The following is a 21,216-nucleotide window of genomic DNA, read 5'->3' on the forward strand; positions in this document are numbered from 1 at the left end:
ATCAATGAAATTCCGCAACCATCAATTCAGCGGGATGTCGTTCTCGGCCTTGCTTGCCTGATAGGCGCCCGACAACTCGTCGTAGCGCGCCGAGATTTTCCCGATGCGCGTCTCCAGCCGGAGGCGTTCGGCCTCGGGCAACGCCCGCACCAGCCTGCGTATGGAAAAGCTCTTCCAGTAGGCGTTCTCGGCATTGTAGCCGCCCGGATCGAGGGTGAAGACCTCTTTCAGGATCTTCAGGTCATGCGGGATGGCGAAACTGTCGCGCGAATCCTCGTGACTGAACAGGTAGTAGAAATTGTCGAAGCCGGTCCAGGTGATCGCCGACAGGCAGAGCGAGCAGGGCTCGTGCGTGGCGAGGAAAATAGCCTCCTTGGTGTCGACGCGCTCGGCCCTGGGCATCTCGTAAAAGCGCTTCAGGCAATGCACCTCGCCGTGCCAGAGCGGGTTTTCGATCTCGTTGTTGGTTTCGGCCAGCACCAGCGAGCGATCGGCCTTCCGCAGGATAGCCGCGCCGAACAGCTTGTTGCCATGCGCGACGCCCTCTTCCGTCTTCGGCACGATGTCGTGCTCGATGACGTCGAGCAGGCGGTCGATCAGCGAAATCTCGGTCATGACTGGGTCTCGTCGGGAAGATGGATCTCATAGGCGTGCGAGAAATGGAATTCCTCGAGATTGGAACCGTCGCCGCCGCGGTCGACGATCAGGAAATCCTGAGGCTCGCCGATCGGCGTCAGCACGCCATGCCAGAGATTGCGGGAATAGTTGATGCCTTGTCCGGGCGCGGTGATGAAGGCGTGCGGCTCGCCTGGGCCTTCCTTGCCGTCATGGCAAACGACGACGAGGAACGGGCGCGGCGACAGCGGAATGAACGCCTGGCTGCCGAAGGGGTGACGCTCGACCATGGTCAGCTTCAGCGGCATCTCGTAAGGCGTGCCGCGCACCATCGAGATCAGCACGCTGGCGTTCGGCCCTGTCGCTTCGGCGGTCGCCAGAGCATGGTAGCGCTCGGCCTTGCCGCCATTGATTGGATAGTGGGTGTCGCCGCCCATGTCGATGACGTCGCCGAACCCGGCAAAGGCCTCCCGGGTCAACGGCCGGGCCGTGATGCGGGTCACCGCGCGCGACCGCCGATATCAGCCCCGCCGAGCTTGGCGTGCCGGTTGACGTCCTTGTAGAGCAGATAGCGGAATTTGCCGGGGCCGCCGGCATAGCAGGCCTGCGGGCAGAAAGCGCGCAGCCACATATAGTCACCGGCCTCGACCTCGACCCAGTCCTGGTTGAGGCGATAGACGGCCTTGCCTTCGAGCACATAGAGGCCGTGCTCCATGACATGCGTCTCGGCAAACGGGATGACGGCGCCGGGCTCGAGCGTGACGATGGTCATGTGCATGTCATGGCGCAGATCGGCGGGGTCGACGAAGCGCGTCGTTGCCCAGCGGCCCTCGGTGCCGGGCATCGGCGTCGGCGCGATCTCCTGCTCGTTGGTGAAGAAAGCTTCCGGCGTGTCGAGACCGTCGACCACCTCGTAAGCCTTGCGAATCCAGTGGAAACGAGCGGCAGCCTTGGCCTCGTTACGAACCGTCCAGCCGCTGGCTGGCGGCAGGAAGGCAAAGCCGCCGGGCCTTAAGCTATGCTTCTTGCCGGCGAGCACAACCGTCAGTTCGCCCTCGACCACGAACAGGGCGCCCTCGGCGGCGGCATCGGGCTCGGGCTTGTCGCTGCCGCCGCCGGGCGCGACCTCGACAATGTATTGCGAAAACGTCTCGGCAAAACCGGACAGCGGGCGCGACAATATCCAGACGCGGGTCTCGTCCCAGAATGGCAAGGCGCTGGTGACGATGTCCTGCATCACGCCTTTGGGAATGACGGCATAGGCCTCGGTGAAGACGGCGCGGCCCGTCAAAAGCTCGGTCTGGCCGGAATGGCCGCCATGCGGTGCGTAGTAGGTGCGCTCGGGCATCCTGATCGTATCCATGGGTTCAAACCTATTGCGGTAGCATGTCCGTGAGGCGGAGCAGCGCGATGCGCTCGACCTGTTTGCAGGCGGTCTCGAATTCCACGCTGCGGCTGTTGCCGATGCGCGCCTCGAATTCCGCCAGGATTTCCTCCTTGGTCTTGCCCTTCACCGCGATGATGAAGGGGAAGCCGAAGGTGGTGACGTAGGCGGCGTTGAGCTTGGAGAACAGCTCGCGTTCCTTGTCGGTCAGCGCGTCGAGGCCGGCCGACGCCTGCTCCCGGGTCGATTCCGCCGTCAGCCGCTTGGCCTTGGCCAGCTTGCCGGCAAGGTCGGGATGGGCGTTGAGCACGCCGAGCCGCTCGGTTTCACTTGCGGCACGGAAGACACGGCAGAGCGCATTGTGCAGGCCGCCTGATGTATCGTGCGCCGGGCCGAGCTCCAGTTCGTAGGCCCGCTCCGCGATCCAGGGCGAATGCTCGAACACGCCGCCAAAGGCGTGCACGAACGTTTCGAACTCCATCTTCGATGGTCTGAGTGCCGCCGGCCTGTAGGGATGGTTCTCTTGCCAATGGTGGGCGATATCGATGCGCCGCGCCAGCCAGACCTTGTCGTGCGATTTCACATAGTCGACGAAATGCTTCAGCGCCGCCACCCGGCCCGGCCGCCCGACGAGGCGGCAGTGCAGGCCGATATTCATCATGCGCGGCCGCCCCGCCTTGCCCTCGGCATAGAGCGTGTCGAAACTGTCCTTCAGATAGGCATAGAACTGGTCGCCTGAATTGAAACCCTGCGGCGTGGCGAAGCGCATGTCGTTGGCGTCGAGCGTATAGGGGATGATCAGCTGCGTGCCGCCCTCATGCTCGAACCAGTAGGGCAGCTCGTCGTCATAGGTGTCCGACACATAGTCGAAACCGCCTTCTTCGGCCACAAGGCGCACCGTGTTTACGGAGGTGCGGCCCGTATACCAGCCGGTCGGGCGCTGACCGGTCACCTCGTAATGCAGTTTGATCGCCGCTTCGAGGTCGCGGCGCTCGTCTTCGGCACTGTGGTCGCGGTAGTCGATCCATCTCAGCCCATGCGAGGCGATTTCCCAGCCGGCTTCCTGCATGGCCGCAACCTGGTCCGGCGAGCGCGCAAGCGCGGTGGCGACGCCATAGCAGGTCACGGGGACCTCGGCCTCGCTAAACAGCCGAAGCAGCCGCCAGAAGCCGGCGCGGGCGCCATATTCGTAGATCGATTCCATGTTCCAGTGGCGCTGGCCGAGCCACGCCGCGGCGCCGACGATCTCCGATAGGAAGGCTTCCGAGGCCTTATCCCCATGCAGAACGCAGTTCTCGCCGCCCTCTTCGTAGTTGACGACGAACTGCACGGCGACATGGGCACCGCCAGGCCATTTCGGATCCGGCGGATTGGCTCCATAGCCGCGCATGTCCCTGGTGTAACGCATCGTCCCTCCCGCCGGGCATGGCCCGAAGTATGATCAGGATATCGAAAGGGTGCTTCTCGCATTCCCCCGAAAATTTTTGAAAGTGTTTTTGTCGCACTCCGCTCGACCGGGACTTATGCATCGCCTTTAATTGGCGCACAATTCGTCAGCAATGCTCGATTGTACCGGGCCATTCGTGTGTACCGAAAAATGGGAGGCGGCCAATGGCAGAAACGTCGAAAGCCGATGGCGGTCGTCTGACAACGCACGTCCTGGACACCGCCACCGGCAAGCCGGCGGCGGGATTGTCGATTTCGCTCTACCGTCTCGACGGCGACGCGCGGGCATATCTGAAGACAGTTACCACCAATGCCGACGGCCGCTGCGACGCGCCGCTGCTCGCAGGCAGTGAATTCCGCGCCGGTGAATACGAGCTGGTGTTCGCGGCAGGCGATTATCTGCGCGGCCAGGGCACGAAACTGCCGAAGCCGGCCTTCCTCGATAGCGTGCCGATCCGCTTTGGCATGGCGGAGGCGGTGCATTATCATGTACCATTGCTGATCTCGCCCTACGGCTATTCGACCTACAGGGGGAGTTGAGGCATGGCCAAGGTCAGTATCCGCAACGAGATCCGCTTCATCCTCAACGGCAGGGACGTCGTGCTGTCGTCCGTGGCGCCTGACGCGACGTTGCTCGATTGGCTTCGGCTTGACCGCTCGCTGCGCGGCACCAAGGAAGGTTGCGCGGAGGGCGATTGCGGTGCCTGCACCGTGCTCGTCGGCAAGCTTTCGGCCGACGGCCTGGTCTATGAAAGCGTCAATGCCTGCATCCGCTTCCTTGGCTCGCTCGACGGCACCCATGTCGTCACCGTCGAGCATCTGCGTGGGGAACCTGGCCAGTTGCATCCCGTCCAGCAGGCGATGGTCGATTTCCACGGCTCGCAATGCGGCTTCTGCACCCCGGGTTTCGTCATGTCGCTCTATGGGCTGTGGATGAAGTCGCCGGACCCATCGGATGCGGCGATCGAAAAGGCTTTGCAAGGAAACCTCTGCCGCTGCACCGGCTACGAGGCGATCATGCGCGCCGCGCACGCCATCTCCAGCTATGGCAAGGCGGCCAAGGATCCGCTGGCGGCGGAGCGCGAGATGATCACGGCGAGACTTGAGGCCATGCATGATGGCGCCCGTGTCGAGATCGGCGCTGGCAAGGCGCGGCTGGTGGTGCCGGCCGATGTCGATGATTTCGCTGCGGTGCTGGACAAGGAACCCGGCGCCACCATCGTCGCCGGCTCAACCGACGTCGGCCTGTGGGTGACCAAGCACATGCGCGACATCTCGCCGGTGATCTTCATCGGCGATCTCGATGGGCTTTGCACCATTTCGGAAGATGACGGCATCATAACGATCGGCGCCGGCGTCACCTACACCGAAGCCTTCTCGACGCTGTCGAAACGCATCCCGGCGCTCGGGCCGCTGTTTGACCGCATCGGCGGCGAGCAGGTGCGCAACATGGGCACCATCGGCGGCAACATCGCCAACGGCTCGCCGATCGGCGACACGCCGCCGCCCTTGATCGCGCTCGGCGCACGGCTGACACTGCGCAGGGGCGACAAGCGGCGCACGATCCCGCTGGAAACCTTCTTCATCGCCTATGGCAAGCAGGACCGGCAGGCCGGTGAATTCGTCGAGGCCGTGCACGTTCCTGTGCCGGCCAAGGGCACAAAATTCGCTGTCTATAAGATCACAAAGCGCCGCGACGAGGACATCACGGCGGCACTCGGCGCCTTTTTCCTGACACTGGCCAAGGACGGCACGGTCGCGGATGTGCGCATCGCCTATGGCGGCATGGCGGCAACGCCGAAACGGGCGTCGGCCGTCGAACAGGCGCTGCTCGGCAAGCCGTGGACGGAAGACACGGTCGAGGCTGCAATGGCCGAATACGCCAGGGATTTCACGCCGCTGACCGATATGCGGGCAAGCGCCGAATACCGGGCTCTGGCGGCTCGTAATCTTCTCTTGCGGTTCTTTGCCGAGACCAGCGGCACAAGCGAGCCGATCCAGGTTTCAAGATACGAGGCGGCGTGATGGGCTTGCGGATCACCTCATTCGGACAACAGGCCGGACGGTCGCGAGTAGCGTCCTTCTCTCCGTTCACGGGGAGAAGATGCCGGCAGGCAGATGAGGGGCGGCGCCGTGCTGTGCCAGCTGCCGGAAACTTGTCAGCCTTGGCGCGGCCCCTCATCCGGCCCTCCGGGCCACCTTCTCCCCGTGAACGGAGAGAAGGGAAAAGAGGCGCTCGATGAACAAGCACGCTGCTCCCAACCTCAAGGCCGAAAAAATCACCGGCGGTGTCGCCACCGACCAGCGCCATGATTCCGCGCACAAGCATGTCAGCGGAACAGCCATCTATATCGATGACATGCCGGAACCGGCTGGCACGCTGCATGTCGGCCTCGGCCTGTCCAAGGTGGCGCACGGCATGCTCAGGAGTGTCGACCTATCGGCGGTGCGGACCGCCGCTGGCGTCGTCGACGTCCTGACCTATGCCGACGTGCCCGGCGAGAACGACGTCTCGCCCAGCAACATGCATGACGACCCGGTGCTTGCGGAAGGCAAGGTGCAGTTCTTCGGCCAGCCGATCTTCGCCGTGGTTGGCGAGACGCGCGAGGCCGCGCGCCGCGCGGCGCGCCTGGCCAGGATCGAGTATGAAGAACTGCCCGCCGTGATCGGCATCTGGGATCTCGATCCGGTCAACGACAAGCAGGTGACCACGCCGCTGATCTTGCGCCGCGGCGATGCGGCCACGGTGATCGCGGCAGCGCCCCGCCGCATCAAGAACCGCATGTGGCTTGGCGGCCAGGATCACTTCTACCTCGAAGGCCAGGTGTCGCTGGCAATCCCCGGCGAGGATGACGAGGTGATCGTCTATTGCTCGACCCAGGGGCCGAGCGAGACGCAGCATCTGGTCGCCCACACGCTCGGCGTGCCGAGCCACGCGGTGACGGTGGAAGTGCGCCGCATGGGGGGCGGCTTCGGCGGCAAGGAAACGCAGGCCAACCAATGCGCGGCGATTGCCGCGATCGCCGCCAAGAAGCTGAAGCGCGCGGTCAAGATCCGCCTCGACCGCGACGAGGACATGACCGCTACCGGCAAACGGCACGATTTCGTCATCGACTATGAAGTCGGCTTCGACGACGAGGGCAATATTCTCGGCGTCGACTTCACCTACGCCTTGCGCTGCGGCTTCTCGGCCGACCTATCCGGGCCTGTCGGCGATCGGGCGCTGTTCCACTGCGACAACGCCTATTTCTATCCGAACGTGCTGGCCAAATCAGCGCCGCTCTACACCAACACCGTCTCCAACACCGCCTTTCGCGGTTTCGGCGGCCCGCAAGGCATGGTCGGCGCCGAGAGGGTCATCGACGAGGTGGCTTTCGCGGTCGGCAAGGATCCGCTCGAGATCCGCAAGCTGAATTTCTATGACCCGATGGAGGCGATCGGCAGCCGCAACGTCACGCCCTATCACCAGAAGGTCGAGGACTGCATCATCCAGCGCATCGTCGCCGAGCTCGAGGAAAGTGCCGGTTACGCGCGGCGCCGGCGCGAAATTTCGGCCTTCAACGCCAACAGCCGTTTCATCAAGCGCGGCCTGGCGCTGACGCCAGTGAAGTTCGGCATCTCCTTCACCAAGACAGAATCCAACCAGGCCGGCGCGCTGGTCCATGTCTACGCCGACGGTTCGGTGCACATGAACCATGGCGGCACCGAAATGGGCCAGGGCCTGCACCTCAAGGTGGCGCAGGTCGTTGCGGAAGAATTCCAGATCGACCTCGACCGGGTGAAGATCACCGCCACCACCACCGCCAAGGTGCCGAACACCGCGCCGACGGCGGCGTCCTCGGGCGCCGACCTCAACGGTATGGCGGCGCAGAACGCCGCCCGGCAGATTCGCCAGCGTCTGACCGACTTCGCCGCGGAAAAATACCAGGTTCCGATCGACCAGGTGGTGTTCCTGCCCAACCGTGTTCGCATTGGCAACCAGGAGATCAGCTTCAACGATCTGGTCAAGCAGGCCTATATTGCGCGTGTTCAGCTTTCGGCCGCAGGGTTCTACAAGACGCCGAAAATCCATTGGGACCGTAGCAAGGGCCAGGGCCACGCCTTCTATTACTACGCCTATGGCGCGGCCTGCGCGGAAGTGTCGGTCGACACGCTGACTGGCGAATATGTCGTCGAGCGCGCCGACATCCTGCACGATTGCGGCCGTTCGTTGAACCGGGCCATCGACATCGGCCAGGTCGAAGGCGGGTTCATCCAAGGCATGGGCTGGCTGACGACGGAGGAATTGTGGTGGGATGACAAGGGCCGGCTGCGCACGCACGCGCCGTCGACCTACAAGATCCCGCTGGCGTCGGATCGCCCGAAGATTTTCAACGTGGCGCTGACCGACTGGTCGCAAGCCTATGAGCCGACCATCCATCGCTCCAAGGCGGTGGGCGAGCCGCCGCTGCCGCATGGCATGGCGGTCCTGCACGCGCTGTCCGACGCGGTTGCCAGCGTCGCTGACCATAAGATCTGCCCGCGTCTCGATGCGCCGGCAACGCCGGAGCGCGTGCTGATGGCGATCGAGCGGCTGAAGAACGAGGTCAAGACCGGCGAGTGAAGGCCCGGCAAACGTGCAATCCCAGCCGAAAACCCTATATTCCCTGTATTCCCTGTGCGGGAACGTGAGCCATGAACTCGAAAGTGCAAAGCCTGAAAGCCTTTCTCGGCGGCGCCGGCCGGCTTGCCCTGGTCGAGGTAGCCGGGACAAAAGGCTCGACGCCACGCGAGAAGGGCGCTTTCATGCTCGTCTCGCAAACGGCGATCTTTGGCACGATCGGCGGCGGCCAACTCGAATATATGGCGATCGACAGGGCACGGCAGATGCTCCTCTCCCCCCTCGAGGGGGAGATGGCCGCGAAGCGGCCAGAGGGGGTCCTCGCAGGAGGCACCACCGCTACGTCGAGCACTGCTGCAACGACCCCCTCTGTCGGCTTCGCCGACATCTCCCCCTCAAGGGGGGAGAGAGGCCGCGCCGCGACGACCCCACCCGGCGGCTTCGCCGCCACCCTTCCCTCGAGGGGGAGGGGAACCCGCATCGAAGTCGACGAAGTCTGCGCTACGCTGGATGTGCCGCTGGGGCCCGAGATCGGCCAATGCTGCGGCGGGCGCGTGGAGGTGCTGATCCGGCTGGTCGATGCCGCACTCGCCGCCGAATTGGTGGCGGCCGCCGAAGCCGAGGAGGCGCATCTGCCGCATGTCTATATCTTCGGTGGCGGCCATGTCGGCCAGGCGCTGGCGTCGACGGTAGCGCTTCTTCCCGTACACGGCGTCGTCATCGAGACACGCGCCGAGGCGCTGGAAGGCATGCCGGAAACCGTGGAAACTCGGCTGACCCCGATGCCCGAGGCCGAGGTGCGCAACGCCCCGGCCGGCACCGCCTTCGCCATCCTCACCCATGACCATGCGCTCGATTTCCTGATCGTCGCCGAAGCGCTGAAACGCGACGACACGGCCTATGTCGGCATGATCGGCTCGAAGACCAAGAAAGCCACATTCAGGAACTGGTTCCTGAAGTCGGCGGATGGCGCGGAGGCCGAATTCGCTCGCCTCGTCTCGCCGATCGGCGGCGATGCCGTCAAGGACAAGCGCCCGCCGGTCATCGCCGCACTCGCCGCCGCCGAGATCATGACGGCGCTGGTCGTGCACGGGGCGGCCTTAAGTGGCGACCGTCCCCATGACAAGGTGATGGCGAGCTAAGCTTGCGGCGCGACTAAACCGGCCGTTTCAAGCCCAGATGCTGGCGCAGCGTGCGGCCCTCATAGTCCCTGCGAAATAGGCCGCGCCGCTGCAGCTCCGGCACGACGAGCGCGGCAAAGACATCGAGTTCGCCGGGGAAGTAAGACGGCATCACGTTGAAGCCGTCGGCCGCACCGCCTTCGAACCGTGCCTGCAATTCGTCGGCGACCTGCGCCGCCGTGCCGACGATACGCCAATGGCCGCGCGCGCCGGCGAAGTGACGGGCAAGCTGACGGATGGAGAGACCGTCGCGGCGCGATTGCTCGACGATCAGGGCCTGCCGGCTTTTCATCCCCTCGCTTTCCGGCAGTTCGGGCAGCGGCCCGTCGATCGGATAGCGCCACAGATCGGAGATGCTGAGATAGCTGGACAGCAGCGCCACGCCGACATCGTCGGGGATCAGCTCCTGCAATTCCTCATGTTTCTCGCGAGCTTCGGCCTCGGTTTCTGCCACCACGGGTGCTACGCCCGGCATGATCTTGATGTCGTCCGGCTCACGTCCATAGGCCGCCATGCGCCCCTTGAGGTCGTCATAAAAGGCCTTGGCTTCCTCGAAGGTCTGTGCCGCCGTGAACACGACGTCGGCGGTGCGGGCGGCAAGGTCGCGGCCGACATCCGAGGCGCCGGCCTGGACCATCACTGGCGCGCCCTGGGGCGAACGCGGCAGGTCGAGCGGATCGCGCACCGAAAAACTCTGGCCATCGTGGTCGGAAGCCTTGCCTTGCCATAGCCTGGTGACCACTTCGGCGAACTCACGCGCCCGTTCATAGCGGTCGGCATGCGGCTTGAGGCCCGTGGCGCCGAAATTGGCGGCTTCGATCGGGCTGGCTGAGGTGACCAGGTTCCAGCCGGCCCGGCCGCCGCTCAGATGGTCGAGCGAAAGGAAGGTTCGCGCCAGGCCGTAGGGCTCGTTATAGCTCGTCGATGCCGTCGAAACGAGGCCGATGCGGCCGGTCTGGACGGCGAGCGCCGAAAGCAGGCTGACCGGCTCGAAGCCGATCGAACGGGACGTCTGGCTGGCGATGTTGACATTGGCCTCGCGCAGGCCGGCGGCATCCTCGCAGAAGATCATGTCGAACTTGGCCGCCTCGGCCGTGCGCGCCAATTGGATGTAATGGTCGATGTCGACGCCGGCCGTCACATGCGCCTTGGGGTGGCGCCAGGCGGCGATGTGATGGCCTGTCGCCCACAGAAAGGCGCCGAGCTTCATCTGGCGGGACGCGGTCATTGGTCACCTCCGCCGGCAAGTCCAAGATGCGAGCGCAAGGTTGTCCCACGATAGCCCCCTCGAACGAGGCCGCGCCGCCGCAACTCCGGCACGACACGATCGACGAAATCGTCGAGCGCCGGACCCCGCGCCGGCATCAGGATGTTGAACCCGTCGCAACTCCTTGACCGGAACCGTTCCTCCAGCCTGTCGGCGATGGCGTCAGGTCCATCACCGGCGGCGAGCGAGACATTCATCAGCACCCGCACGGCGTCCGGATCGCGCCCGGCCGCCATGACGCGGCGCTTCAGATCGTCAAAGCGTGCCTTCGCGCCTTCTGCCGGCCCGTCGTCCAGCAGGATGACATCGGCGGTGCGGGCAGCGATATCCATGTCGGGCTCCGAAAGGCCGGACAGCACCAGCACCGGCATGTCCTGCGGCGAGCGCGCGACGTTCAGGGGTCCGCGCACCGAGAAGAACTCACCTTTGTGGTCGAGCAGATGCATTTTTTCGGGATCATGGAAGCGGCCGCCGCTCTTGTCGAACAGCAGCGCGTCCGGATCCCAGCCCTGCCACAGGCCCTGCACGATGCCGATGAATTCCTCCGCACGGCGTCGAAAATCCTCGTCCGAAAATCCTTCGGGCCTGCTGAAGTTGGCGGCCTCGCGCGGGTTTTGTGTCAGCGATGCGTTCCAGCCGACACGGCCGTGGCTGACGATGTCCAGGGACGCGAAACGACGCGCCAGATTGTAGGGCTGGTGGGCAACGGTCGAGGCCCCGGCGACCAGCCCGATCCTGCTGGTTGCAGTTGCCAGCGCCGCCAAGAGTGTCGTCGCCTCGAATGGGCTAATGGAAAGGGCGCTGCCAGGTCCGGAATCGGCAACGATAATCATGTCCAGGCCGACCTCTTCCGCCTTGCGGGCAAGGCCGGCAACAAGGGCGAAGTCCGCCGTTGGCATGGATGTGAGATCGAGGGAGACGGCGAGATGCATTGTCGTGGTGTTGGCCATCGGCTGCTCGTACCTCGTCCAAGGGGCGGATTGCCCGGGTCAAACCGCGCAGAGGACGAAGCTAAGTTCGTCCTCTGGCAAGGCAAGCCCCTTCGGGTGGGCCAGTGGGCGGTCACTCGCCGGCCAGCTCTATTTCCCGGCGAGAATATCCTTGATCAGCCGCTGGCAGCGCTCCGCCATGAAGTCGAGCAGCAGCCGCACCTTCGGGTCTTGCAGTTTCTTGTGCGGATAGACGGCGGCGAATTGCACCGGCGTCGGCGGCGTGTTGGCGAGGATCACCTTCAGCCGCCGGTCGCGGATGAACGGTTCGACCTCGAAGCGCGGCTTGTTGATGATGCCGCGCCCGGACAGTGCCCAGCCGGTCAGCACGTCGCCATCGTCGGTGTCGTAGGGCCCGTGCACCTCGAATTTCTGCGGCCCGGTCGGGGTCTGCAAGGTCCAGACATATTCGCGCGCGCCGGAATAGCGCAGCATCAGGCAGTCGTGCTTCCGGCCGATCAGTTCCTGCGGCTCCGCCGGTTCGCCGCGCGCTTCCAGATATTTCGGCGCGGCCACCAGCACACGTTCGCAGTCCATGATGCCGCGCATCCGAAGGCTGGAATCTTCGATGATGCCCAACCGGAAGGCGACGTCGATGCCTTCCTTCATGATATCGACATTGTGGTCGGAGAGCCTGAGCCGCACCTCGATATCTGGATATTTGTCGTGGAAATCGGGAATGCCCGAAGCCACCAGCCGGCGCCCGAGGCCGAGCGGCGCCGTCACCTTGATGGTGCCGCGCGGCTGGCCGGAGAGCGCCGAGACGGCCGCCTCAGCTTCGGTGATCGCCTCCAGCACCTGCTTGGCGCCGGCATAAAACACCGTGCCGTGCTCGGTCGGCATCAACTGTCGTGTGGTGCGGTTGAACAGCCGCACGCCAAGATGCTTCTCCAATTCCTTGATGCGGTTGGAGGCGACCGCCGGCGAAATGCGCATGTCGCGCCCCGCCGCCGACAGATTGCCGAGTTCGACGACGCGGACGAAGACGGCGATGTTGTCGAGATAGGCCATGCGGTTCCGTGGCTTTCATGCGGCTGCGTATAGCCAACCTAGTATTTTCCATTTTTTTTTGAAAGTCATCGCACACCTCGCCTCTTTTCGTTTGCGCGCCACACCGTAAAGTCACCCAATCGGCAGGGACGACTTCAATGATGGATTTCGCGATTTTCTGGGACTGGCTGAGCTTCGCCGTGCGCTGGCTGCATGTCATCACCGCCATCGCCTGGATCGGCTCGTCATTCTATTTCGTCGCGCTCGATCTCGGGTTGCGCCAGCGTCCGGGCATGCCTGTCGGCGCCTTCGGCGAGGAATGGCAGGTGCATGGCGGCGGCTTTTACCACATCCAGAAATATCTGGTGGCGCCGGCCGAGATGCCGGAGCACCTGACCTGGTTCAAATGGGAATCCTACGCCACCTGGCTGTCCGGCTTCGCCATGCTTTGCGTGGTCTACTATGCCGGCGCGGACCTGTTCCTGATCGATCCCAATGTGCTGCCCATGTCGGTGCCGGTCGGCATCCTGCTGTCGGTGGCAACGATCGGCGTCGGCTGGGTGGTCTATGATCTCCTGTGCCGCTCGCCGCTCGGCAAAAGCGACACCGGCCTGATGCTGGTTCTCTACTGCGTGCTGGTTTTCATCGCCTGGGGGCTGACGCACCTGTTCACCGGCCGCGCCGCTTTCCTGCATCTGGGCGCCATCACCGCGACGATCATGTCGGCCAACGTCTTCATGGTCATTATCCCCAACCAGAAGATCGTCGTCGCCGACCTCATCGCCGGCCGCAAGCCGGACCCCAAATATGGCAAGATCGCCAAGCAGCGCTCGCTTCACAACAACTACCTGACACTGCCTGTGCTGTTCCTGATGCTGTCGAACCATTATCCCCTGGCGTTCGGCACTCAATTCAACTGGGTCATCGCCTCGCTGGTGTTCATCATCGGCGTCTTGATCCGGCACTATTTCAACACCGTGCACAAGCGTGCCGGCAACCCGCACTGGATATGGCTCGGCGCCCTTGTCCTGTTCATGATCATCATCTGGCTGTCGACCGCGCCAAAGGTGCTGACCGGCGAACCGAAGGCTGCCGCCTCGGCGGAAGTCTATATCGCCTCCGCGCATTTCCCGGCTGTGCGCGACACCGTGCTCGGCCGTTGCTCGATGTGCCACGCGGCCGAACCTGTCTATGAAGGCATCTACCACGCGCCCAAGGGGGTGATGCTCGACACCGACGCCAACATCGCCAATCATGCCCGCGAGATCTATCTGCAGGCCGGCCGCAGCCACGCCATGCCGCCCGCCAATGTCAGCCAGATATCAGACAAGGAACGGGCGCTGCTGGTGGCCTGGTTCGAAGGCGCGGGGAAATAGGCATGAGCTCGACACTTCTGCGCGGCCGCACGCTGTCCTTCGTGCGCTGGCCCGAAGCCATCGATGATCATTCCGCCTGGCGCTACGAGGAAGATGGCGGCCTGCTGATCCGCGACGGCAGGATCGTCGCTGCCGGCGCCTATGCCGATGTCGAGAAACAAGCCGGTGAGGGGACAAACAAGATCGATCACCGGCCGCATCTGCTGCTGCCAGGCTTCATCGATACGCACGTGCATTTCCCGCAGATGCAGATCATCGCTTCCTATGGCGCCGAATTGCTCGATTGGCTGAATACCTACACCTTCCCGGAAGAGACGAAATTCGCCAACGCGCAGCATGGCCGCCGCATTGCGCGGCTGTTCCTTGACGAGACGGTCCGCCACGGCACCACAACGGTGGTGGCTTATTGCTCGGTGCACAAGGCGTCGGCCGAGGCCTTCTTCGCCGAATCCCATGCGCGCGGCATGCTCAACATCGCCGGCAAGGTGATGATGGACCGCAACGCCCCCGAGGGCGTGCTCGATACGCCGCAATCAGGCTATGACGACAGCAAGGCGCTGATCGCGGAATGGCACGGCAAGGGCCGCCAGCACTATGCCATCACCCCGCGCTTCGCCATCACCTCCTCGCCGGAGCAGATGGAGATGGCTGGAGCCTTGTGCCGGGAACATCCCGGCCTGCACATGCAGACGCATCTTTCGGAAAATCATGCCGAGATCGCGTTCACGAAGCAGCTCTACCCCTGGTCGCGCGACTACACCGACGTCTACGAACACTATGGATTGCTGGGGAAAAAGAGCCTGTTCGGCCACTGCATCCATCTCGGGGAACGTGAGGCCGATGCGCTTTCCGACAGCGGTTCGGTGGCGGTGTTCTGCCCGACCTCTAATCTCTTCCTCGGTTCCGGCCTGTTCGACTATCAGCGCTACCGCCGTCGCGGAAAACCGTTGAGGATCGCGGCGGCCACCGATGTCGGCGGCGGCACCAACTATTCCATGCTGCGCACCATGGACGAAGGCTACAAGGTGATCGCGCTGAACGGCGAGAAGCTGAACCCGTTCCAGTCCTTCTGGCAGATCACGCGCGGCAATGCCGAGGCGCTGTCGATGGCGGAAAAGATCGGCACGCTGGATGAAGGCACCGATGCCGACATCGTCGTGCTGGATGCCAGGGCAACACCCGCGATGCGGCTCAGGATGGAGACTGCGGAGACGCTGGCGCAGGAATTGTTTCTGCTGCAGACGCTGGGTGACGACCGCACGGTGCGCGAGGTCTATGTCGCGGGGCGGCCCGCCAAGAGTGACATAGCGAATTAGAGCGGTACGGTGCGTTGCTTGCTTGACCCGGCGGCAGCCATCGGTCAAAGCGTGCGGCGAAGTTGACAGGGGAACGACATGGCCGTTGCTGACGACATCGCTCTGATCAAGAGACAGGAAGAAACCCTTGTCTTTGCCGCCTTCGATGAAGCCGTTGCCTTCACGATCGGCTCGGCCATCCGGGACCGCGCTCTCGCCGAAAACCTGCCCATCATCGTCGATATCAGGCTGTGGGACCGGCCGCTGTTTTATGCGGCAATGCCCGGTTCCAACGCCTCCAATCCCGACTGGGCGCGGCGCAAGATCAATGTCGTCAGACGGTTCCTGAGAAGCACCTACCGCATGGTGCTGGAGCAGCAGCGCCCCGATCGCACCTTCAAGGTCGGTGAGGGGCTCGACATCTCGGACTACGTGCTCGCCGGCGGCGGCTTTCCCGTCACCGTCAAGGGCGCCGGCGTCATTGGCGTGATCGCCGTCTCCGGATTGCCGGAGCGCGAGGATCATGGCGTGGTGATCGACGCGCTGTGCGAATATTTGAAGATAAATCAAAGCGGACTGGCATTGCCGCCGGAAACAAATTCGTGACGTTGACGCCGCCCCTCATCCGCCTGCCGGCACCTTCTCCCCGTATAGGGACGGGGAGAAGGGCGCTGATCGCGACGCCAGCGACGCCCTCTCCCCGTTCTTCACGGGGAGAGGGTAAGGGTGAGGGGCAGCGCCAACTTTTCAAAAGTTCGCAAACCGCACATGGCGGCCAGATATGACCGTGCTCGACCCCAAACCCTTCCTCATCTCGATCTTCAACGCCGCCGTCGCAGCCGCCGATCCGGAGCGGACCATCAGGGATCATTTGCCGGAGAAGCCCAAGGGCCGCACCATCGTCATCGGCGCCGGAAAGGGCTCGGCGCAGATGGCGGCTGCTTTCGAGAAGGTCTGGGACGGGCCGATCGAAGGGCTGGTCGTCACCCGCTACGGCTATGGCGCCAAATGCGAGCGCATCGAGATCATCGAGGCGGCGCATCCCGTGCCGGATGCCGCTGGCCTCGAAGCCTCCCGGCGCTTGCTCGCAAAAGTCCACGGCCTCACGGCGGACGATCTGGTCGTGGCGCTGATTTCCGGCGGCGGCTCGGCACTGCTGCCGTCTCCGGTCGAGGGCTTGACACTGGCCGATGAGATCGCCGTCAACGAGGCGCTGCTCGCTTCCGGGGCGCCGATCGCGGCGATGAACACCATCCGCAAGCATGTCTCCACCATCAAGGGTGGCCGGCTGGCCGCCGCCGCCTGGCCGGCCAAGGTGGTGTCGCTGGTTGTCTCCGACATTCCCGGTGACAATCCAGCACTTGTCGCATCGGGGCCGACCGTGCCGGACATCGGCAGCCGCGAAGACGCGCTGGCATCGATCTCTGCCTACGGCATGAACCTGCCGGAGGCAGTGATCGCGCACATCAAGTCGCCGGCGGCCGACGCGCCAAATCCCGATGATCAGCGCTTTTCGCGCAATGAGGTGCATCTGATCGCTTCGGCCGGCGTCTCGCTGGAAGCCGCGGCGGCGGAAGCCAGGTGCCGGGGCATCGAAGCCTTCATCCTCTCCGATGCCATCGAGGGCGAAGCGCGTGAGGTCGGCGGTGTTCATGCGGCCATCGCGCGCGAAGTGGCGACGCGCGACCGGCCGTTTCGAAAGCCGGTACTGATCCTGTCGGGCGGCGAAACCACCGTGACATTGCGGGCAAAAGGCAAGGGCGGCCGCAACTCGGAATTCCTGCTCGCCTTCGCCCTCGGCATCAACGGCGTGGAAGGCATTCATGCCCTGGCCGCCGACACGGACGGCATCGATGGCTCGGAAAATAATGCCGGCGCTTTCGCCGACGGCTCGACCGTATCACGCATGCGCGCCGCCGGCGTCGACGCCAAGGCGATGCTGGCCGGCAACAATGCCTGGACGGCCTTCAACGCCGTCGGCGATCTTTTCGCGCCTGGCCCAACTGGCACGAATGTCAACGATTTGAGGGCGATCCTCGTTCGGTAGGCGCGTCGCACCAAAAGATGCGTGAGCGCTGCCCCTCATCCGCCTGCCGGCACCTTCTCCCCGTATAGTGACGGGGAGAAGGAAGCTAGCCGCGCCTTGGCGCTCCTGCGACGTTGACGATTGGCGAAAGCGGCAGGTACGGCGCCTTTCTCCCCGTCACTATACGGGGAGAAATGTCCGGCAGGACAATGAGGGGCGGCGCCGACCATCATCAGGCAGCCATCAGCTTCTTCACCTGCTTCATATCCTTCAGAAACCGTTCGCGCTCGGCTTCCTTGTCGGCTGGCTCATGGATGCGCAGGATGAAGGAAGGGTGGATGGTGATGAAGACGCGCAAGCCGTCTTCTCGCTCGATCACCTGGCCGCGCATCTTGGTCACCGGGATCGCCTTGCCCAGCAACGACAATGCAGCCGTGGCACCGAGCGCCACGGCGAGGTTTGGATTGATGAGCGCGAACTCCCTGTCGAGCCACCAGCGGCAGGCCTGGACTTCACCGGCATTGGGCTTTGAGTGGATGCGCCGCTTGCCGCGCGGTTCGAACTTGAAGTGCTTGACCGCGTTGGTGACATAGACCTTCAGGCGGTCGACGCCCGCGTCGTCCAGGATGGCGTCGAACACCTTGCCGGCGGGGCCTACGAAAGGCTTGCCGGTGAGGTCCTCCTGGTCGCCGGGCTGTTCGCCGACGAACACCACTTTGGCGTTGTCGGGCCCTTCGCCGAACACGGTCTGTGTCGCATCGTGCCACAAGGGACAGCGGCGACAACTCTTCGCGACTTCGCGCAACTCGGAGACGGTGCTCGCACCATCGTCCTCAGGCTCTTCGGCCGGCTGGCGTTTTGGCCAATGCTTCGCCTGCACCTTGGCGTGATGCGGCGCGGGCGTTGTCGGCATCCTGGCGATCATGGCTATAGCGGCCTTGTCCGCTCCTGCGATTAGATCTGGAATGAGCGAAGCCTCTGGAAGGTTCCGCCAATATTTTTTCGGCATCTCCTTCTGCATGGCCTTCACCTCAGCCGCGCCGGATTGAAGATGTTCTCGAATAGGTGCGCCACAGCGCCTCGATATCATCCTGTGCCGGCGCGCACCCTTGGCGGCGCCCGGCCCGATCGCCAGCTTTTCACGGATGGTGAGAGCACTAATCCGTTCACGATCTAATTCGTCGCTACGCTACCTCTTTTGAGGCAGGCGGCGAAAAAAAGTGATCGCCGCCCATCGTCAGGTCGTCACACCTCGTGCAGGTAGAGATGATAATCCAGCTCGCTGACCGTGCGCGCCACGCGCAGGTACTCCGACTGCTTGATCGCCACGAAGGTGCGGTGCAGGTCTTCGCCGAGCGCCCCTTTCAGGAAGCTGGACGCCTTGGCGGCTTCAATGGCGGCTCGCCAGTCGGCCGGCATGGTCGTGCGCGTCACCTCCGCTTCATAGCCATTGCCGGTGGTCTCAGGGCCGGGGTCGAGCGCTTCGTCGAGACCCTTGATGATGCCGGCCAGCACCGTCGCTGCTATCAGATAGGGATTGGCGTCGACGCCCGACGGCCGATGCTCGATGCGCCGGTTCCTGGCGTCGCCCGCTGGCACGCGCAGCGCCACCGAGCGGTTGTTGACGCCCCAGGTCGGCGCCACCGGCGCATAGGATTGCGAGACGAAGCGGCGCCAGGAGTTGGCGTGCGGCGCGAACACCAGCATCGATTCGGCCATGGTCTGGATCAGGCCTCCGAGACCGCGCAGCAGCGGCAACGACCAACTCTCGCCGGGGCTTTCCGAAAAGACGTTCCTGCCGTCCTTGTCCTGCAGCGAGACATGGAAATGCATGCCGGACCCGGCATATTTCTCGATCGGCTTGGCCATGAAGCAGGCGGTGACGCCATGCCGGCGCGCCTGGGCCCGCACCAGCCGCTTCAGCATGACAAGGTCGTCGGCGGCCCGCATCACATCCTTGCGGTAGTTCAGCGTCAACTCGTACTGGCCTGGCGCATACTCGGAGATCACCGTCTCGGCGGGGATGCCTTGCGCCTTGGCGGCGGCATAGATGTCGGAGAACAGCGGCTCCATGCCGTGCAGATGGTCGACCGAATAGACCTCCGTCTTGCCCGAAACGCGGCCGTCCAGCACCGCGCGTGCCGGCTGGACCTTGCCGTCGGCGTCGCGCTCATTGGCGAGAAGAAAAAATTCCAGCTCAAAGGCACCGGCGGGATAGAGCCCCTTCGAGGCCAATATGTCGACCTGCCGGGCCAGCGCCAGGCGCGGGTCCGACGACATTGGCTGGCCGTCGAGATAATACATCGCCATCAGCACCTGGCCGCGCGGTGGGCTGGTGCCATGGAGCGGCACCAGCGTGCCGGGGATCGGCCATGCCCTGAGATCGCCGTCGCCGGTCGTCCAGATCAGCCCGGTCTCGTGCACATCCTCGCCGGTGATGTCCAGCCCAAGGATCGAGATCGGCATGTGCCGGCCGCCCTCGAAGATGCTTTTCAGCTCGTGCCGGCGCACGATCTTGCCGCGGCCGACGCCATTGGCGTCGGTCAGCACGATGTCGAAGGCCTCGATCTCGGGATGGGCGTCGAGAAAGGCTTGCGCCTCGGTGGGCGAGGAGCCCGAAGGTGAAATCATGATGGCACTCGGGTTTGGCTGGGCCGCTTGTCTCATGCCGCAAGCTTTGCCGCAACCGCGCCGAAGGCGGCGATCAGCCGGTCCACCTGCGCGGCGCGGGTTGCCGGCGAGATCAGCATCATGTTGTGGAACGGCGCGATCAGCACGCCGCGATTGACCAGCGCGACATGGATGGCGGCCTCCAGTTCCGGCGCATGCGCGGTCTCCGCCTCGGCGCCGTTGCGCAACGGGCCGGGGGCGCAGATGAACTCGACGCGGGCGCCGATACGGGCGACATGCCATGGCAGATTGTAGCGGTCGATCACCCCGGTCAGTCCGGCATCGAGCCGCCGCGCCAGATGATCCATGCGGTCATAATTCTCTTGCGTCATCACCTCTTCGAGCGTGGCGCGCATCGTGGCGAACTGCAGCGGATTGGCCGACAGCGTCGTGCCCATGCCGGAATAGCCGGGCTCTTTCGTCCGGTTGTAGCCGGCATAGCGCGAGGCGACCTCGTCGCTCATGCCCCACACGCTTGCCGGCACACCGCCGGCGATCGGTTTGCCCAGCACGAAGAAGTCCGGTTCCAGTCCGTATTTCCCGGTGTAGCCACCGGGGCCGGTCGAGATCGTGTGCGTCTCGTCGATCAGGAGCAGCGTGCCGGCTGCGCGGGTCAGTTTGCGCAGCGCGTCATGAAAGCCCGGATCGGCCAGCACCATGCAGGAATTGGTCAGCACCGGCTCGGCGATGACGCAGGCCACATCCTTGTCCTTGAGCGCGGCTTCAAGCGCGGCGACGTCGTTGAACTCGATGACCTTGGCCGTGCGGGTCAGGTCGCGGAACTCGCCCGCCAGCCCGGGCCGGTTGACCGGCTTGCCGTCGATCAGCCGCACCATCGTCTCGTCGACCGAGCCGTGATAGCAGCCGTTGAAGACCAGGACCTTCTCCCGCCCGGTGACGGCGCGGGCAACGCGCAGCGCGAAGCGGTTGGCGTCGGTCGCGGTGGTCGCGATCTGCCAGAATGGCAGGCCGAAACGCTGCTGCAGCAGCGGCCCGATGGCGAGCGCGTCCTCGGAAGGCAGCATATAGGTCAAGCCGCGACCGGCCTGACGGCGGATGGCGCGCGCCACCGGCGGTGGCGAATGGCCGAACATCGAACCGGTGTCGCCCAGGCAGAAATCGTCGAGCCTGTTGCCGTCTATGTCGGTAATCGTGGCGCCCCTGGCACTGTCGACCAGGATCGGAAACGGCGTCGGCCAGTCGTTCATCCAGTGCATCGGCACGCCACCGAAGAAGCCGGGCAGGCCGTTGCCGGCCTTGGCGTGCGATTTCGGCCGCGCCTTGCGGAAGGCCTCGGCCTCGCTCTCGCGCAGTTCGGCGATGCGGTCACGGCCGATGCCGCCGATGGACGTCTTGGAACTGTCGCTGCTGTGCATG

18 protein-coding genes are annotated in these 21,216 nt (G+C 64.2%); 8 read left to right on the forward strand and 10 right to left on the reverse strand.

Annotated features, from left to right (window positions below):
- Positions 1-21 precede the first annotated feature (21 nt).
- Genes FJ958_RS16970 through puuE form a run of 4 tightly spaced genes read right to left on the reverse strand, consistent with a single transcriptional unit; the run spans position 22 to position 3,407 of the window.
- Positions 22-615, reverse strand: coding sequence for a nucleoside deaminase (locus FJ958_RS16970; RefSeq protein WP_140744349.1), 594 nt, complete (start codon positions 613-615; stop codon positions 22-24).
- Positions 612-1,118: an ureidoglycolate lyase gene (locus tag FJ958_RS16975; protein ID WP_140744350.1), complete on the reverse strand. Its 507-nt coding sequence runs from the start codon at positions 1,116-1,118 to the stop codon at positions 612-614. Before FJ958_RS16975 ends, FJ958_RS16970 begins: the two co-directional genes overlap by 4 nt.
- Positions 1,115-1,978: a bifunctional allantoicase/(S)-ureidoglycine aminohydrolase gene (locus FJ958_RS16980; RefSeq protein WP_140744351.1), complete on the reverse strand. Its 864-nt coding sequence runs from the start codon at positions 1,976-1,978 to the stop codon at positions 1,115-1,117. The genes FJ958_RS16975 and FJ958_RS16980 overlap by 4 nt, the downstream gene beginning before the upstream one ends.
- Positions 1,979-1,988: 10 nt before the next feature.
- Positions 1,989-3,407: an allantoinase PuuE gene (puuE, locus tag FJ958_RS16985; protein WP_140744352.1), complete on the reverse strand. Its 1,419-nt coding sequence runs from the start codon at positions 3,405-3,407 to the stop codon at positions 1,989-1,991.
- 203 nt (positions 3,408-3,610) lie between these two features.
- On the opposite strand from puuE, the gene uraH reads away from it, so the two are divergent.
- The 4 genes from uraH to xdhC all read left to right on the forward strand — a co-directional run bounded on the left by uraH (position 3,611) and on the right by xdhC (position 9,187).
- Positions 3,611-3,985: a hydroxyisourate hydrolase gene (uraH, locus tag FJ958_RS16990; RefSeq protein WP_140744353.1), complete on the forward strand. Its 375-nt coding sequence runs from the start codon at positions 3,611-3,613 to the stop codon at positions 3,983-3,985.
- Between the two features lie 3 nt (positions 3,986-3,988).
- Positions 3,989-5,470 carry a xanthine dehydrogenase small subunit gene (gene xdhA, locus FJ958_RS16995; RefSeq protein WP_140744354.1) on the forward strand — a complete coding sequence of 494 codons (1,482 nt, stop codon included), beginning with the start codon at positions 3,989-3,991 and terminating at the stop codon, positions 5,468-5,470.
- Positions 5,471-5,684: 214 nt separating this feature from the next.
- Entirely contained in the window at positions 5,685-8,048 is a 2,364-nt protein-coding gene (gene xdhB / locus FJ958_RS17005; RefSeq protein ID WP_140744356.1) for a xanthine dehydrogenase molybdopterin binding subunit, read from the forward strand.
- Between the two features lie 71 nt (positions 8,049-8,119).
- Entirely contained in the window at positions 8,120-9,187 is a 1,068-nt protein-coding gene (gene xdhC, locus FJ958_RS17010) for a xanthine dehydrogenase accessory protein XdhC (protein WP_140744357.1), read from the forward strand.
- A 13-nt stretch (positions 9,188-9,200) separates the two neighbouring features.
- On the opposite strand, the gene FJ958_RS17015 is transcribed toward xdhC, so the two are convergent.
- The 3 genes from FJ958_RS17015 to FJ958_RS17025 form a co-directional block, all read right to left on the reverse strand.
- On the reverse strand, positions 9,201-10,454 hold the full coding sequence (locus FJ958_RS17015) for an LLM class flavin-dependent oxidoreductase (RefSeq protein WP_140744358.1): 1,254 nt from the start codon (positions 10,452-10,454) through the stop codon (positions 9,201-9,203).
- Positions 10,451-11,443 carry an LLM class flavin-dependent oxidoreductase gene (locus tag FJ958_RS17020; protein ID WP_140744359.1) on the reverse strand — a complete coding sequence of 331 codons (993 nt, stop codon included), beginning with the start codon at positions 11,441-11,443 and terminating at the stop codon, positions 10,451-10,453. Before FJ958_RS17020 ends, FJ958_RS17015 begins: the two co-directional genes overlap by 4 nt.
- 129 nt (positions 11,444-11,572) lie before the next feature.
- Complete coding sequence (locus tag FJ958_RS17025; protein ID WP_140606729.1) at positions 11,573-12,493, reverse strand: LysR family transcriptional regulator; 921 nt, start codon at positions 12,491-12,493, stop codon at positions 11,573-11,575.
- A 137-nt stretch (positions 12,494-12,630) separates the two neighbouring features.
- Here FJ958_RS17025 and FJ958_RS17030 point away from each other — a divergent pair, with 137 nt between their 5' ends.
- From FJ958_RS17030 to FJ958_RS17045, 4 genes are all read left to right on the forward strand, one after another.
- Positions 12,631-13,848 carry a urate hydroxylase PuuD gene (locus FJ958_RS17030; protein ID WP_140744360.1) on the forward strand — a complete coding sequence of 406 codons (1,218 nt, stop codon included), beginning with the start codon at positions 12,631-12,633 and terminating at the stop codon, positions 13,846-13,848.
- Positions 13,849-13,850: 2 nt separating this feature from the next.
- Positions 13,851-15,164: a guanine deaminase gene (gene guaD, locus FJ958_RS17035; RefSeq protein ID WP_140744361.1), complete on the forward strand. Its 1,314-nt coding sequence runs from the start codon at positions 13,851-13,853 to the stop codon at positions 15,162-15,164.
- A 78-nt stretch (positions 15,165-15,242) separates the two neighbouring features.
- Positions 15,243-15,749, forward strand: a complete 507-nt coding sequence (locus FJ958_RS17040) for a heme-degrading domain-containing protein (RefSeq protein ID WP_140744362.1) — start codon at positions 15,243-15,245, stop codon at positions 15,747-15,749.
- Between the two features lie 175 nt (positions 15,750-15,924).
- Positions 15,925-17,190: a glycerate kinase gene (locus FJ958_RS17045; RefSeq protein ID WP_140744363.1), complete on the forward strand. Its 1,266-nt coding sequence runs from the start codon at positions 15,925-15,927 to the stop codon at positions 17,188-17,190.
- Between the two features lie 211 nt (positions 17,191-17,401).
- Here the strand turns inward: FJ958_RS17045 and FJ958_RS17055 are convergent, their stop codons facing one another.
- The 3 genes from FJ958_RS17055 to FJ958_RS17065 all read right to left on the reverse strand — a co-directional run bounded on the left by FJ958_RS17055 (position 17,402) and on the right by FJ958_RS17065 (position 21,215).
- Positions 17,402-18,190, reverse strand: a complete 789-nt coding sequence (locus FJ958_RS17055; RefSeq protein ID WP_246679612.1) for a UdgX family uracil-DNA binding protein — start codon at positions 18,188-18,190, stop codon at positions 17,402-17,404.
- A gap of 224 nt (positions 18,191-18,414) precedes the next feature.
- On the reverse strand, positions 18,415-19,800 hold the full coding sequence (locus tag FJ958_RS17060) for a glutamine synthetase family protein (protein WP_181176411.1): 1,386 nt from the start codon (positions 19,798-19,800) through the stop codon (positions 18,415-18,417).
- Positions 19,801-19,832: 32 nt separating this feature from the next.
- A complete protein-coding gene (locus tag FJ958_RS17065) occupies positions 19,833-21,215 on the reverse strand; it encodes an aspartate aminotransferase family protein (protein WP_140744366.1) in 1,383 nt (460 codons plus the stop codon).
- Between the last annotated feature and the right edge of the window lies 1 nt (position 21,216).

Origin of the sequence: Mesorhizobium sp. B2-3-5 (genome assembly GCF_006442395.1) — a bacterium.
Classification (GTDB): Bacteria; Pseudomonadota; Alphaproteobacteria; order Rhizobiales; family Rhizobiaceae; genus Mesorhizobium.